This window comes from Methylophilus sp. UBA6697, from assembly GCF_002454655.1.
Taxonomy (GTDB): domain Bacteria; phylum Pseudomonadota; class Gammaproteobacteria; order Burkholderiales; family Methylophilaceae; genus Methylophilus.
Genome location: NZ_DKJH01000043.1, coordinates 45729 through 61898 on the forward strand (window position 1 = coordinate 45729; position 16170 = coordinate 61898).

13 protein-coding genes are annotated in these 16170 nt (G+C 49.9%); 3 read left to right on the forward strand and 10 right to left on the reverse strand.

Going from position 1 to position 16170, the window contains the following annotated elements:
- Nucleotides 1–10 precede the first annotated feature (10 nt).
- A complete protein-coding gene (locus B3355_RS11970) occupies nt 11–910 on the forward strand; it encodes a DMT family transporter (protein ID WP_292784216.1) in 900 nt (299 codons plus the stop codon).
- Nucleotides 911–975: 65 nt separating this feature from the next.
- Here the strand turns inward: B3355_RS11970 and B3355_RS11975 are convergent, their stop codons facing one another.
- The 5 genes from B3355_RS11975 to typA form a co-directional block, all read right to left on the reverse strand.
- The gene (locus tag B3355_RS11975) at nt 976–1596 is read right to left on the reverse strand and encodes a response regulator (RefSeq protein WP_024930047.1); all 621 of its coding nucleotides are present in this window, start codon (nt 1594–1596) and stop codon (nt 976–978) included.
- A 30-nt stretch (nt 1597–1626) separates the two neighbouring features.
- The gene (locus B3355_RS11980) at nt 1627–2928 is read right to left on the reverse strand and encodes an ATP-binding protein (protein ID WP_019882217.1); all 1302 of its coding nucleotides are present in this window, start codon (nt 2926–2928) and stop codon (nt 1627–1629) included.
- A gap of 139 nt (nt 2929–3067) precedes the next feature.
- Complete coding sequence (locus tag B3355_RS11985; RefSeq protein WP_292784220.1) at nt 3068–3883, reverse strand: polyphosphate kinase 2 family protein; 816 nt, start codon at nt 3881–3883, stop codon at nt 3068–3070.
- 157 nt (nt 3884–4040) lie between these two features.
- Complete coding sequence (locus B3355_RS11990; RefSeq protein ID WP_019882215.1) at nt 4041–4295, reverse strand: hypothetical protein; 255 nt, start codon at nt 4293–4295, stop codon at nt 4041–4043.
- Between the two features lie 222 nt (nt 4296–4517).
- Nucleotides 4518–6323: a translational GTPase TypA gene (gene typA / locus B3355_RS11995; protein ID WP_019882214.1), complete on the reverse strand. Its 1806-nt coding sequence runs from the start codon at nt 6321–6323 to the stop codon at nt 4518–4520.
- A gap of 387 nt (nt 6324–6710) precedes the next feature.
- Between typA and B3355_RS12000 the strand changes: the two genes are divergently transcribed.
- Entirely contained in the window at nt 6711–8276 is a 1566-nt protein-coding gene (locus B3355_RS12000; protein ID WP_292784225.1) for a DEAD/DEAH box helicase, read from the forward strand.
- Between the two features lie 9 nt (nt 8277–8285).
- A complete protein-coding gene (locus B3355_RS12005; RefSeq protein WP_292784228.1) occupies nt 8286–9722 on the forward strand; it encodes a DEAD/DEAH box helicase in 1437 nt (478 codons plus the stop codon).
- Nucleotides 9723–9798: 76 nt separating this feature from the next.
- On the opposite strand, the gene B3355_RS12010 is transcribed toward B3355_RS12005, so the two are convergent.
- The 5 genes from B3355_RS12010 to B3355_RS12030 all read right to left on the reverse strand — a co-directional run bounded on the left by B3355_RS12010 (nt 9799) and on the right by B3355_RS12030 (nt 16134).
- Nucleotides 9799–10224 carry a group II truncated hemoglobin gene (locus B3355_RS12010; protein WP_292784231.1) on the reverse strand — a complete coding sequence of 142 codons (426 nt, stop codon included), beginning with the start codon at nt 10222–10224 and terminating at the stop codon, nt 9799–9801.
- Nucleotides 10225–10229: 5 nt separating this feature from the next.
- Nucleotides 10230–11426 (reverse strand): formate-dependent phosphoribosylglycinamide formyltransferase, encoded by a 1197-nt coding sequence (gene purT / locus B3355_RS12015; RefSeq protein WP_292784234.1) that lies wholly within the window; start codon nt 11424–11426, stop codon nt 10230–10232.
- A 154-nt stretch (nt 11427–11580) separates the two neighbouring features.
- Entirely contained in the window at nt 11581–12150 is a 570-nt protein-coding gene (locus B3355_RS12020) for a PEP-CTERM sorting domain-containing protein (protein ID WP_292784237.1), read from the reverse strand.
- A 142-nt stretch (nt 12151–12292) separates the two neighbouring features.
- Nucleotides 12293–13708, reverse strand: coding sequence for a sigma-54-dependent transcriptional regulator (locus B3355_RS12025; protein ID WP_019882208.1), 1416 nt, complete (start codon nt 13706–13708; stop codon nt 12293–12295).
- A 23-nt stretch (nt 13709–13731) separates the two neighbouring features.
- Nucleotides 13732–16134 carry a TonB-dependent receptor gene (locus tag B3355_RS12030; RefSeq protein ID WP_292784239.1) on the reverse strand — a complete coding sequence of 801 codons (2403 nt, stop codon included), beginning with the start codon at nt 16132–16134 and terminating at the stop codon, nt 13732–13734.
- Nucleotides 16135–16170 lie beyond the last annotated feature (36 nt).

Below are 16170 nucleotides of genomic sequence, written 5' to 3' on the forward strand. Positions count from 1 at the left end.
CAAGTTTCTTTTGCTCAAACATCGCTATACCGCCTTTCGGCATCCCAAACACTGGCAGCTGGGCAGTTACTGGATGCTGCTGGCAGGTTTGGGCTTTGCCGTGATGGGCGCGTGTGTTAAAGCCGGGGCGGCGCGGTTTACCGCAAGCGAACTGGTATTCTATCGTTCAGCCTTTGGCTTACTCATGATTGCAGCCATTGTCTGCTGGCATGGCAAACCGTTAAAAACACCATTATTAGCCATGCAAATGCGTCGTGCCGCTGTTGGGTTTACGGCCTTATTGCTGTTTTTCTATGCCATCGCGCACTTACCGCTGGCCAGCGCGATCACGCTCAACTACACCTCGCCCATGTTTTTAGCACTGCTGTCACCATGGCTGCTTAAAGCAGAACGGCCACTCAGCCGCCAGCAACGCTGGAGACTGAACCTGTGCGTCATCGGTGGCTTCGCCGGGGTATGCCTATTGTTGCAGCCCGCATTCAATAGCAACCAATTACTGGCGGGCGGCGTAGGCTTGTTGTCCGGCATAGGTGCCGCTTTCGCTTATGTGCACGTCAAACAACTAGGTGTGGAAGGCGAACCTGACTGGCGCACCGTGTTTTACTTTACTCTGGTATGTACCATCGCCAGTGGTGGCTGGATGCTGATTGACCATATGACAGTGTTGCGCTGGCAAGACTTACCGCTACTATGCGGGTTAGGATTATCAGCCACTTTTAGCCAACTGGCCCTGACGCGCGCCTACCGTACAGGCAACACCTTAACCGTTGCCAGCCTGGCCTATAGCACCGTAGTGTTTGCAACCTTGATAGGCGTCATCATTTGGGGTGAGACCCTAAGCACACACGAGATTGCTGGCATGTTGCTGATTGTGGCGTTTGGCATCTTAAGCTCACGCAGTGCAAGATAAAACGATTAATCCCAATAAAAAAAGCCATTCTTGCAAGAATGGCTTTTTTATTTTATCCAGCTAAGTTATGGCTCAAGCAGCCCGCAACGCATGGCAATCAGGGCAATCTCTGCCGAGTTTTGCGCATTGAGCTTTTGCTTGATATTGTACAAATGCGTGCCCACCGTGCGTGGGCTCAGGAACAAGGTTTCAGCAATCTCATTGGTAGACTTACCGCGTGCCAATGACATAAACACCTCAAACTCACGCTCACTGAGCACATCCACCGGGTTTTGCTCACCGGACAATTGCTGAATCGCCATTTGCTGTGCCACGCTGGCCTCGATGTATTTTTTACCCTGCGCTACACTGCGGATGGCTTTAATCAGCTCCTCAGCCGCGCTGCGCTTGGTGACATAGCCCATGGCACCGGCATTGAGCACGCGTTTGGGATGCACGGAATCTTCATGCGCAGACAACACCAGAATGCGGGCATGATTGTCTTTGGCCAGAATGCGTTCTATGGCCTCCATGCCACCAATCCCTGGCATGGTGATATCCATGACCACTACTTGCGGATGGTGCTCGACATAGGCCTTTATCGCAGCTTCGCCGCTTTCAGCCTCCGCAATGACCTTAATTTCCTGGTCTGACTCGAGCAGCATTTTAAAGCCCATCCTGACCACTGCATGGTCATCTACCAGCATTACACTTATCACGCTTGTTTCTCCCTTGATTTATGCTGATTGTATAGGCAATCGAATTTCCAATGTGGTTCCACGCCCAGCCTCTGGTTGCGAAACCACTTTAAATTGCCCATGCAAGGCCTGTACGCGCTCGCGCATACCGAGCAACCCAAAATGTTTGCTCTGATCCACCGCATCCAGTTGCATGCCTACGCCGTCGTCACAAATCATCAGGCGCAAGCCTTGCGCATCAGTCAGCATGTGCACATTGATACATTGCGCATGCGCATGTTTGATGGCGTTATTGACGGCCTCTTGCACCATGCGGTAGATATTGATATTGACGTTTTCACCCATGGGCTGGAATTCGCCTGATAAATGCAACTGAATATTCAACTCAGGATGTTGCACCTGATAACCTGACACCATATCACGCAAGGTTTCCACCAAGCCCATATTATCCATGGCTGCCGGACGCAACTGGCGAATAATATTATGCATGCCGTCGTAAATATGGTTGGCGGCAGCCACGATGGTTTGCGCATTGGCCGCAATATCTGGCGTGCTTTCTTTGGTTTTATTCACAATGGCCACGGCAAAGGTCTTAATCGCGGTCACATACTGTCCCAGTTCATCGTGCAACTCACGTGCCAGACTGCGTCGCTCGTCTTCAATGTGCTGCTGAATCAACTGCGTCAACTGGCGGTTTTGCTCCAACTGGCGTTCGGCATCCAGCGACAAGGCCATCTGGTTTAAGCTGAGGCCAATTTTGTCAAACTCAGGCACTGAAAAACGCTCCAGTCGCGTGGTCAAATCGCCCTGCTCTATGCGGTTAATGGCATGCAAAATATGTCGGACCGGGCGCAAAGCGTGGCTGAGCAAGCCATACACCAACAAGTTGAGCAAGACAAAAAAACCAACGCCCATCACTATTAACTGTAGAAAACCTGACCAGGCCTCGCGGATAGAGCCTTCGGCATTAGAGCTAATGGTCAGCACACCATAGCGCACACGCCGTGTCACGGTTTCCACCTTGGGCGCGACCAGTTTGGTAAACCACTCCGGCGGGTTGATTTCAGACTTGAAAGTTGAAGTCGGCGAAATATATAAAGGATTATTGGCGTAATCGTAGAGCTCAATGCGGCTACTGCGCACATAGCCCAGCGAACGCAGGAAATCTTGCAGCACGTAATGGGTTGGACCCAGACTGGGATTCATCGCCGAACTGACAATCACTGTATCCAGCAATTGTACGGTCACCCGCGTGGCGGCCTCTACCCGTTCACGGATGCTGTCTTTGGTATCGCGCACCAACACCACCGCGGCAGCCACCAGAAAGGCCAGCGACAGCATGGTGACTAACAAGTTGAGTCGAAAGCGTAAGCTCATGTTTTAATCGAGAATGAAAACCCAGCGTTATTAAACTGTAATACGGCCATCTATACACAGCGTAAAATCATTAAATTCACGTGTCTATGACTAATCTCTACGATTAATCTTTAATGGTGAGCTGATCCCACTCTTTGGGCTTGGCCGGATACGCCAGCGGCAATTGATTCAAACTCTCCAGCAAAATCTGGGAAACCAGTAAATTACGGTTGGTTTTAGAGTCGGCAGGAATCACATACCAGGGCGCATATTTAGTGGACGTCTCTTTCAGCGCCAGTTCATAAGCGTCCATATAGCGGTCCCATAAGGCACGCTCATCGAGGTCCTTGGGATTAAATTTCCAATGCTTGGTTGGATCATCCAGACGCTCTTGCAAGCGCTGCTTTTGCTCGTCTTTGGAAATATGCAGAAAGCATTTAATGATGGTGGTGCCGGTTTCACTAAGCATGCGCTCGAAGTCATTGATTTGCTGGTAACGACGTTTGCATTCTGCGTCGTCTATCCAGTCATGCACTTTCACAATCAATACATCTTCATAATGACTGCGATTAAAAATAGTCAATTCACCCTTGGTCGGCACTTGGTTGTGCACGCGCCACAAATAATCATGCGCCAGTTCATCTGCGCTGGGCGCCTTAAAGCTGGCCAGGCGAATACCCAAAGGATCGCAGGCGCTAAACACATGTTTGACCGTGCCATCTTTACCGCTGGTATCCATGCCCTGCAAAATCAGCAAAACCTTATGCTTTGCTTCTGCATGCAAAATATCCTGCCTGAGGTTAATTTGATGGGTTAATTCGGCCAACAAACTGGCATCACTTGCTTTATCACCGGTGCGGGCAGACCGGTCGTCCGCCTTGAATTGCTTTAAGGAAAATTTTTTCGGATTAACACGATACTGCTCTAGTGTAGCGGTCATAGACATGATCTGGTAATGGCTTGTTGGCAAGTGTATCGCAGTTAATTTGCAAACACCAAGGTAGCCTAACAAACCGATAAACCTCCGCCCGGAACACCGATATAAAAAAACAGCCTCTGACGAGGCTGTTATTAGGGGAGATTCCTTAACTTAAGGATTAATTGCGGCCAAACAGCAGCCCAAACACACCACCAGACAATACGCCGGAGAGCGCAGAAACAACTGCCGGACCTGACGGGCCATTTAACACCTGGCCCAGCGTTGTTGCGACACCGCCAATACCGCCGACTGCGGCAATCAACACATTACCAGCAGCCACGGTTTCTTCAGGCATGCCAAAAAAACCAATGCCAGCGCCAAAACCACCGGACACCACATCCACCTCGACTACATTTAATTCACACATTGCCATTACATTTCTCCTTAATTGATATTAAAAATAAATTTTTCACGGCGTTAACTTCNNAACTTAGATCGGCTAGCCAGCCACAAAAATGTTAACTTTGGTTATTTTATATGTTAATTATATCAATTATTAACATTTGTGAGAATTAAATAATATTAAAAAACTAACAGGATGTTGCAGGCAATAAAAAAGCCAGCTTCTGCTGGCTTTTTTACCGATCAATCCTAATTACTTGCTGGAACGTTTACGCTCATGCTCCAACAGGAAGCGTTTACGCAGGCGAATTGTTTTTGGTGTGATCTCGACCAATTCGTCATCATCAATAAATTCCACAGCACTTTCCAGGCTGATAGAGATAGGCGGCACCAAACGCACCGCTTCATCAGTACCGGAGGCGCGCACGTTGGTTAACTGTTTACCCTTGATCGGGTTAACCACCAGGTCATTGTCACGGCTATGGATACCGATAATCATGCCTTCATACAAACGGTCACCCGGGCTGGAGAACATTTTGCCGCGGTCTTGCAGTTTCCATAAAGCATAAGCCACCGCTTCACCCTGCTCGGCTGAAATCAGCACGCCATTACGGCGGCCTGGCATATCGGCTTTCAATGGTGCGTATTCGTCAAAAATATGCGCCATCAAACCAGTACCACGGGTCAGTGTCAAAAACTCGCCCTGGAAACCGATCAGGCCACGCGCTGGAATACGGTATTCCAAACGTGTACGGCCATTACCGTCAGACTCCATATTTGACATCTCACCACGACGGCGACCCAACTCCTCCATCACCGCACCCTGGTTTTCGTCTTCCAGGTCCACAGTCAGGATTTCATATGGCTCACATTTTTCACCATTGATTTCTCTGAATACTACACGTGGTTTACCCACGGCGATTTCAAAACCTTCGCGGCGCATATTTTCCAGCAAAATGGTCAGGTGCAATTCACCACGACCTGAAACACGGAATACATCGGTGTCCTCAGTATCTTCAACGCGCAAAGCCACGTTAACCAGTAACTCTTTAGTCAAACGGTCACGGATCTGACGTGAGGTAATAAATTTACCTTCTGTACCAGCCAATGGTGAAGTGTTCACCATAAAGTCCATGGTCAGGGTTGGCTCATCCACGCCCAAATGCGGCAGGCCGACTGGTTTGTCACGATCACAGATCGTAAAACCGATACCGATTTCTTCAATACCTGAAATGATGACGATGTCACCTGCTTCAGCTTCGTCTACCGGCACGCGCTCCAGGCCTTTAAAGCCCAGCACCTGGTTGATACGGCCTTGTGCTACTTGTTCATCTTCGCGCATCACGGCGACGACCTGGCCTGGCTTGATACGGCCATTGGTCACACGGCCAACGCCCAGGCGACCAGTATAAGTAGAATAATCCAAGGCAGAAATTTGTAGTTGCAATGGCGCCTCGCTATCACCTTTAGGCGGCTCAACATGGCTTAAAATGGTGTCAAACAAAGCACGCATGTTGTCTGAAGGTTTGCTCATGTCTAAGGTGGCAAAGCCATTTAAGGCTGAGGCATAAACCACCGGAAAATCCAGTTGCTCATCGGTGGCACCCAGGTTGGCGAACAGATCAAACGTATGGTTAATCACCCAATCAGGACGTGCACTTGGACGGTCCACTTTGTTAATCACCACAATTGGCTTCAAGCCCAGGGCCAGTGCTTTTTTGGTCACAAAACGCGTTTGTGGCATTGGGCCATCTACGGCATCCACCAACAACAATACGCCATCCACCATGCCTAATACGCGCTCTACCTCGCCACCGAAGTCGGCGTGGCCCGGTGTGTCGACGATATTAATATGTGTGCCTTCGTAGGTTAAGGCAGTGTTTTTGGCCAGAATCGTAATGCCGCGTTCTTTTTCCAGATCGTTGCTATCCATCACACGCTCAGTCACCGCTTGGTGTGAGGCAAAGGTACCTGACTGTTGAAGTAGCTTGTCAACCATGGTTGTTTTACCGTGGTCAACGTGGGCGATAATTGCGATATTTCTAAGGTTGCGTGCCATGTGAACTGCCATCTGTTTGGAAAGGGCGCGATTTTATCACAAATCAACTTAAATATTTGACTTTTAAAATAAAGTGGCTATACTGCGAGCAACTTTAAAACACGGCTGGTACTAGACCCGCCACATTTGTTTTAAATTCATTGCCCTGACCTGTCGATAACTCGCGAAATTTTGAGGTTATCATCTTTAGATGAAGTCTTAATGACACCATCTTCTTTTATCGGTTAGTGGCCATGCCCAAGCGCCGGTAAAAGCATCCAATCTTAAATGTTGCTTTGGCTTAGTTGATATTGCACCACTCGCATTCTTGAGTGCCATGCTGCTTCATTGGCTTTGCTTTATTGCTTTACTTGCGCCCTTTTTAATTGTTGATGAAAGGGACATTCCTTGTCTTTTGCAGATTTAAATCTCGACCCCTCCATTTTGCGCGCATTGACCGACGCAGGCTATGAAAACCCAACACCAATTCAGGCGCAATCCATTCCTGAAGCTTTGCAAGGCCGTGACATCATGGCCTCTGCCCAAACCGGCACTGGTAAAACTGCTGCCTTTACCTTACCAGCATTAAACCTGCTGGCGACACAACACCCTGTTCGCAGCCGTGGCCCACGTATTCTGGTACTGACACCGACACGCGAACTGGCAGCCCAGGTAAATGATGCTGCACGTAAATACGGCAAATTCTTGCGCGCACGTTGCATCAGCATCGTTGGTGGCATGCCTTACCCATTGCAAAACAAATTGCTGTCACAGCCACTGGACATTCTGGTTGCAACGCCAGGCCGTTTTATTGACCACCTGGAACGCGGTCGTATTGATTTGAGCCGTTTGCAAATGCTGGTACTGGATGAAGCTGACCGTATGCTGGACATGGGCTTTATGCCTGATGTTGAGCGCATTTGTGAAGCATTGCCTGCCGAGCGCCAAACCTTGCTGTTCTCAGCGACACTGGATGGCATTATGGATATCGGCAAACGTTTCTTGCGCGACCCATTGACAATTCAGGTGGCAGGCCAGAAAGAAAGACACGCCAACATTGAGCAACGTTTGCACTTTGTGGATGACATGAACCACAAAAACAAACTGCTGGAACACTTGCTGATTGCACCAGATGTCAACCAAACCATTATTTTCACCAGCACCAAGCGTCACGCTGACTTGCTGGCTGAAGACTTGTATGCCGCAGGCCACAGTACAGCAGCTCTGCATGGTGACATGACGCAAGGTGCGCGTAACCGCACTTTGACCAAACTGCGCCATGGTGACGTCAAAGTACTGGTTGCAACCGATGTTGCCGCACGCGGTATCGACGTTCAAGGCATCTCACACGTCATTAACTACGACCTGCCGAAATTTGCAGAAGACTATGTACACCGTATTGGCCGTACCGGCCGCGCCAACAACACTGGCGTAGCGATTTCATTTGCCTCTAACGCTGACCGTCACCTGTTGCGCAAAATTGAGCAATACACTGGCCAAAAGCTGCAAGCTGAAGTGATTGCAGGTTTTGAACCAAAACGTGCTGCGCGTATGGATGATGGTGGTGATGGCAAACGTGGCGGCAGACGCAACGGCAAACCACAGGGCAAAGGCGGTTTCCGCCGTGACGACAGACCAGGCCAGAACAAATCATTTGGTGAGCGCGTCGCCCGTGAAGGCAACCGCGAAAACAATCGCGATGCACAGGCCAACAAGCCACGTGCACCACGTACAACCGAGCCAAAACAGGACAAAGAAGTTAACGGTAACAGCAAGCACTACAACAAAGATACCGACTTCCAGTTTGCACGCGCATTGGCTGACGAATTTGGTCAACGCCGTCCACGTCCGGCAGGCAGCAACCAGGAGCGTTTTGGCAACCCTAACGGTAGCCGTGGCAATAACAAACCACGTCCGGCAGGCAAGTCATTTGGCGACAATGGTGGTGCCAAACGCCCACGTTCATTTGCCTAAGACTCGCCTATGTCTGAGCAAACCACAGTAGATTTTCGTGCGCTCGGCCTGGCCGAGCCGCTGTTAAAAGCGATTGATGAGTCTGGCTATACCACACCAACGCCGATTCAAGCGCAGGCCATACCGCTGGCTTTACAGCGTATGGACTTGATGGCAGGTGCGCAAACGGGTACCGGCAAAACGGCAGCGTTTTCTTTGCCGATTTTGCATACCCTACTGCCGCTTTCCAGCAGCAGTACTTCGCCTGCCAAGCACCCTATCCGGGCGCTGGTATTGGCCCCTACGCGTGAATTAGCGATACAGGTCTATGACAACATCAAAACCTACGCCAAACACACGCATTTGCGTAGCCTGGTGGTGTATGGCGGCGTGGATATCAAAACACAAACGCCTATCCTGAAAACAGGCGTGGAAATTTTGGTGGCCACACCTGGCCGCTTGCTGGACCATGTTGAGCAAAAAACCTTGTCTTTGAGCCAGGTGCAGTTTCTGGTGCTGGACGAAGCAGATCGCATGCTGGACATGGGCTTTATGCCTGACTTGAAACGCATTCTGGCATTGTTGCCTAAACAGCGTCAGAACCTGATGTTCTCAGCGACTTTTTCTGATGAAATCAAGAAACTGGCCGATGCCTTTTTGAATAACCCGACCTTGATCGAAGTGGCGCGCAGCAATGCCACCAATGACAATGTCGAGCAAAAAGCGTATCTGGTGAATAGCGACCAGAAACAGCGCTTTCTGGTGCAGCTACTCAAGCAATACGCCAACCAGCAAGTGATTGTATTCACGAAAACTAAGCTCTCGGCCAGCAAGCTGGCACGGGCGCTGGAACGTGACCAGATTCCATGCAGTGCGATTCATGGGGATAAGTCCCAAAAAGAACGTATTGAAGCCCTGGACGCGTTTAAAGCAGGCACTATTCACGCGCTAGTTGCCACCGATGTGGCGGCACGCGGACTGGATATCAGTGACTTGCCACTGGTGGTTAACTATGAAATCTCGACTGCACCGGAAGACTATGTGCACCGAATTGGTCGTACCGGCCGCGCAGGCGCCAAAGGGATTGCCATCTCGCTGATCGACGAAGATGAAACCAAATACTTCGACGACATCGAGAAGTTGATTAAAAAGCAGATTCCAAAAGAAAAAGCCACGATCAACACCGCTAGCCGACCACGCACGTCAAAAGCCACAAGCGCAGACGAAGGCTGGTTCCAGCAACCTTATCAACCTGCGGCAGCGGCAGCACCAAAAGAAGTGCCAGCCAAGCCCTCTACTGCCAAGCGTAAAGTCGTTGCAGCCCTGCTAGGAGGCTTTGGTTTTAAAGCCACACCGCAGACACGCAATCAGGCCAAGCGCGGCGCAGGGAATAAACCGCGGCAGAAAGCCCAGGCTAGCGACATTGCCCAGGCTGAAGTCGTAGAAGCAATCAGCGCACAGTCGTAAAAAAGCCCCGTTCGCGGGGCTTTTTTATTGTGCAACGAAATGCGCAAGCAATATAACGATGAGGCGATCAAGGCCGCTAGCCTTCGCGATTACGCATAAAGTCTGCCACGCCGTAGAGCTGGTTGGCAATATGCTTCATGAGCGACTCTTCAAACTGCAGCGTATGCATGGCTTTAATCATACAGTACATCCATTGATCGCGCGCCGACTCGTCAATCGGGAATGGCATATGCCGCGCCCGCAAGCGCGGATGGCCATAGCGCTCAATATATAACTGCGGGCCGCCGGTCCAGCCCATTAAAAACATAAACAGCTTCTCTCTGGCCTCGGTTAAATCCGGCTGATGAATGGCGCGTAAACCAGCCGCTTTAGAGTCTGTATCCATGGTGTCGTAAAAGGTCTCGACCAGGTTGCGTATGGTTTCAGCGCCCTTTTCAGCCCCGCCCAGCCATTCAAACAAAGATTGTTTGGCCGCATTAGGCTCTTGTATCTCTAATGCCATGCTGATTAGCCTGCAACTTTTGGCGTCACCAAGGCAGCCGCTTGCTTGGCCAACTCACGCGCCGCTTCGGTATTGTCTGCTGTTGCCAGCGCAACCCCCATGCGGCGGCGCACAAATGACTCCGGTTTGCCAAACAGGCGGATTTCGCTATTGGGCACAGACATCGCAGCTTCCAGGCCATGATACTCCAGCGCCTGCGCATCTGCACCGCCATAAATCACGGCGCTGGCCCCCGCTTCACGCTGCGCCACATCTACCGGCAAGCCAAGAATCGCACGTGCGTGCAATTCAAATTCATTCAGACGCTGCGTACACATAGTCACCATCCCCGTGTCATGCGGGCGCGGGCTAACCTCAGAGAACCAGACCTGCTCCCCTTTGACAAACAACTCAACGCCAAACAGGCCTTGTCCGCCCAAAGCATCAGTCACTTTTTTGGCAACGTCTTGTGCATTTTTTAACGCTTGCGGATGCATGGCTTGTGGCTGCCAGCTTTCTACATAATCGCCCTGCTTCTGCACATGACCAATCGGCGCACAGAAGTGTGTTTCAATCTGGCCGGATACATTTTTAGCACGCACCGTTAACAAGGTGATTTCATAATCAAAGTCAATCTGGCCTTCTACAATCACCACGCCCTGATTCACGCGGCCGCCACTGGCGGCATATTCCCAGGCAGTGTTCACCTCAGACGCTTGCGTAATGCGAGACTGGCCTTTGCCTGATGAAGACATGGTGGGTTTGATAAAACACGGATAGCCAATACCGCCGTCAATCGCGGCCTGTAGCTCGGCTTCTGAGCGTGCAAAAGCATACGGCGACGTTGGTAAACCTAATTCTTCAGCCGCCAGTCGACGGATACCTTCACGATTCATGGTCAATTGCACCGCACGCACCGTAGGCACCACGGTCACACCCGTCGCTTCGATTTCAGCCAATGCCTGCGTATTCAATGCCTCGATTTCAGGCACGATATAATGTGGCTTTACCTGATTCACCAGGGCTTTTAAAGCCGTGGCATCCGTCATGTCAATGGCGTAAGCATGATGCGCAACCTGATGTCCCGGTGCATGCGCATAACGATCCACCGCAATGACTTCCACCCCTAAACGCTGCAAGGCAATAATCACCTCTTTACCAAGCTCACCACTGCCTAACAACATGACTTTGGTCGCATTTGCGCTCAACGGGGTACCAATCATTTTCAGCTCCACTGTAAAAGTGCAATGATACCATGGGCTATTTCGCTGGCGCCCGATCAGGATTGATTTATGTCACAAGACAGCCACGCGGCAAAGCGCAGGCCAATAACAAAAAACCTCGCTAAAGCGAGGTTTTAAATGCAGTAACATGCCATTAACGCGACTTACGTTTTGCCAATAGGCTGATCGCCGCCAAACCGGCAAACAACATGGCGGCATTTTCAGGCTCAGGCACGGTCGTCACATTGACCGCAATCTTGCCAGCATTGTCGCCGAAATTTGAATCCCAGTAATACAACTTCAGCACGCCACTCTCAGCCGCAACGCCACTATAACTGGTGCCTAGCGCGATATAAGTACTGCCGATGCGGCCAACCAGCTGGCCGAAATTGGCTGTAAAGCCATCCATCGTCACTGGGCCATAGTTAATTCCGATCAACGTACCCACCGCCTCACCGGAATCATCCGTTGCCGTGGCATACAAATTACCATTCAAGCCATCGGCAGTAGAAAATCTTGGTAATGCGCCTGCACTCCACAAATCGTCTACACTCACAGAAATATTAAACACATCACCTGCGTTCAGCGTAATCGTATCCAGGCCACTGCCTACACCTTGAGCAATACTGTTGTCATAAGCACCCACATTGTAAGTGGCTGCATACGCCTGATGACTAACTGTTAATGCGAGCAACAATACACTACATAATCGACTGACTGACATACCCCGCTCCTCATCAAATATTATAGAAATGTTTGATGACGTTATGCTCAATCCTGAGCGTTGTCAATAGCCCATCAAAACCGGGTGATGACAACTAAGTCATTGAGCAAAAAAGGATTCTGCGATGGAGGCGGATGCTTATTTATACTGAGATACCATGCTTGTCCATACGGTAACGCATGGTCATTCTGGTAATGCCCAACAACCTGGCCGCTTTGGAAACATTGTGGCGTGACTGTTCCAGCGCATTCAACAGCATGGCTTTTTCTGCATCATCCAGCGTGACTTGTGCCTCACCTTGCGTTGACGAGTTTGTATTGACGGCCGCCATCTGCGGCAGGCCCAAGTCATGCTCTGAAATCATCGCCTGCGTACACATCAACACGGCACGGCTGATCTGATGACGCATTTCACGTACATTACCAGGCCAGTGATAGCCTTGTATCGCCATTAATGCCATCGCGCTAAATTCATGATGTGGCAATGCATAGCGCTTCTCGGTCATCTGCCTGAAGTAATTTGCCAGCAGCAACACATCCTGGCCACGGTCACGCAGCGGCGGCATCTGCATGGTGATGACGTTTAAACGGTAATAGAGGTCAGAGCGGAAACGTCCTTCACTGGACATCTGGTACAAATCACGATTGGTGGCCGCAATAATACGCGCCTGCACCGGGCGCTCTTTGGTTGAGCCCAGGCGTCGCACCATTCTGCGCTCCAGCACATTCAGCAACTTAGCCTGCAAACCCAGCGGCAATTCACCAATTTCATCCAGAAACAAGGTGCCATCTTCAGCAGACTCAATCAAGCCCGGACGTGAAGCTACAGCATTGGTAAACGCGCCCTTCTCATGGCCAAACAACTCGCTTTCAATCAGCTCGGCTGGCAATGAAGCACAATCGACATGCACAAACGGTTTGTCATGATTGGCACAACTGGCGTGCAAGTAGCGCGCGACCACATCTTTTCCGGTACCAGTTTCGCCGGTAATCAACACCGTAGGCTGTACGGCATCACTGAGTGCGCTCAACTGCGCAATACGGGTAATCTGCTGTCGCACGCTTTGCATGGCAGCACTCTCACCAATCAGCTGCACAGATTCATTGACGATAGTATCGCGTTGCCTGGAGTAATCCAGGCTGGTTTGCAAATCGGTGGTTTTCTCATTCTTTTGAATAATGAGCAGTAACTCTTCAAGGTCGATAGGCTTTTTCAAGTAGTCTATCGCACCCATTTTGATCGCATTGACCGCATCAGTCACATCGCCAAAAGCGGTCATGACGATGGTATTGATATTCTTGGCAACAAAGTCTGATAACAAATCCAGGCCATTGCCATCGGGCAGGCGCATATCCAGCAGCGCCATATCCGGTTCAAATTGTTTCACCAGCAATCTGGCATCATGCAAAGACTCTGCGTGCTCACACTCAAATCCGGCTTTTTGCAGGCGTTTAACCACCGCCTTGGCAAACAGCACTTCGTCTTCTACCAACAGAATTTTTTTCTTGAATGGTAAAAAAACCGATTTATCCGTGGATGATGAAATTTGTGAAAGCACGCGTCGTCCTTAATTATTGTTATTTAGTCACGGTCGTAACTGGCTAATGATGGTTTGGCACCAAATTCATAACGGAAGCCCAGCCAGCCAGCGCGAGGTGCACCGATCATCAGCAATTTAGAAGGTTCTTCATTGCCTGAGAACTGACCACCCTCAATCCAGTTTTCACCCAACAAGCCACCTGTCGCATATTCTTTGTCAAAAATATTGATAGCTTTAGCAAAGAACTGCCAGCCACTGTTACCAAAGCGATAACGCGTATCGATGTTGACAATGGTGAAACCACCCACTTTGCCAGAGTCCTGCACGTGCTCATCATCCCCATCATTGGCGCGATGCTTGTTGTTCTCGTTACCACGCACATATACGTCTGAATAGGTATTGATGTTGCTGCCTACCGTCCATTGTGACGTCACTTGATATTGCAAACGCAATTTCAAGGCATGCTCAGGCAAGTTAGGCAGTCGATCACCTTTGCCCACCTGGATAGCGGTGCCATCAGAAGACGAGTTCACTTCATTGGTGATTTCAAAAGGTGTTTGGTAAGTCGCGCGCACAAAGCTGTAGCCAACATTCCATGACAAATCACCTGTCACGCCATTTAAACCGGCATCGAGGCCAACGCGGCGGGTTTTACCAACGTTGTCAAAATAGCCCATGCCATTGGTGGCATTGGTGGCAATAAACTGAATATCGTCGTGGTTCTCAGTGCGATAGACCGCGGTAGACCAGCGAATGTTATCCGTTAACTGGCCACGGGCGCCGACTTCAAAGGTTTTAGCCACCACTTTTTTCAGCGGCGGATCCCCTGCCATCGCATTCGGCAACTTGCATGGTACAGCCGGGTTTGCGCAACCCAACTCCATAGAGGTTGGCGCGCGCATACCTTCGTTATAGCTACCATACATGGTCAACGCTTGTGTTGGCGTAAAGTTCAGGCCAACCGCCGGGTTGAGTCGGTTAAAGCTATGATCGCCAGACAATGTTTCCGGGTCAGTCACATCTGGAATCAGGCGGTCACGGTTTTCAACCTTGATATGGTTGTAGCGGCCAGACATGGTTAAATGCCATTGATCGGTCAAGGACAAAGTATCCGTGACAAATGCACCCCAACTGGTGGTTCTGCCATTCAGTTTCACTGCCGCTTCGTCACTCAACTCACCCAGTGCATCTACACCACGTGAGGCGTTAATCAAGCCATATTCGGTAGACTGCGAAAACTTGATTTTTGAAAAATCATAGCCACCGCCAACAATTAACTGGTTTTTCTTTTCAAACAGTGGTTGGTTAAAGGTCAACTGAGTATTAAAACCATGGCCTCTTTGACGCGTATTACTACGATTCAAAGCCCCTGAACAGTTTTCTTCAGAGTTGTTGCCTGCCTGGCAATCAGCAAGCGCTGTCGCCAGTTCTGCACTATCGATTTCACCATCCGCATTCAGATCTAGAGCACCTGAGCCGTTAAAATCATCATTGACATCCCCGTTCAGGGTTTTACGGTTGGATTGACGGAAATAAACATTACCCGTCAATTGCACGTCATCATTAAACCAATGACTACCGTTCAGATTCAAGAAATTCATGCTGTTTTTGGTTTGATCCGGACGCGTATTGATGGCGCTGCGGCCAAAATCCTGAATCAGCTCTTTTTGAACCAATCCATTACCGATCATATTGTTATCAGCACCGGTATAGCTCAACTCCAGGCGCGTGGTCTCATTTTGCCAGCCCACCTTGCCAAACAGTTGTTTCACCGTGCTTGGCGAGTAATCACGCCAGCCATCTTCGTCAAAATAATTGCCGGAGATAAAGTAATCAACAGAGTTATCTTCTGACACGCCACCAAATTCGGCAGAGGTATTCTTGCGTCCCCATGAGCCAAAGCTTGACTCAATGGCGCCACCCTTATGGGTACGACCGTTTTTAGTCGTCACAGACAAAGCACCACCCAGTGTGTTCAAGCCATACACCGGGTTGGAGCCCGGAATCAAATTCATGTTTGCGATCGCATTCACCGGGATCAAATCCCAGTTGACCACATCACCAAAAGGCTCGTTAACCCGTACACCATCAACAAACACAGACAAACCTTGGGGCGTTCCTAACAAAGGAGACGCCGTAAAACCACGGAATAACACATCAGGTTGAAACGGGTTGTTCTGTGACTCATTCACGCTCACCCCTACCATATTGTTATTCATAAAATCAGCAATCGTATTGCTGTGCTGATTCACAATTTCCTTACCCTTGGCTGACTGCACGTTCGCAGGTACTTTTTCCAGTGGCAAACCCACACCAGGCAGCGGTGTCGTCCCGACAATTTCCACCTTCTCCAACTTCACGTCTTCAGCATGTACTGTCATCGCCTGCGCTGCATAGGCAGACACAATCGCGAGCAGCAATGGCTTGATAGTATTTTTATTCATAACGAATGATCCTTTTTCCCGAGAATACTTTTATTG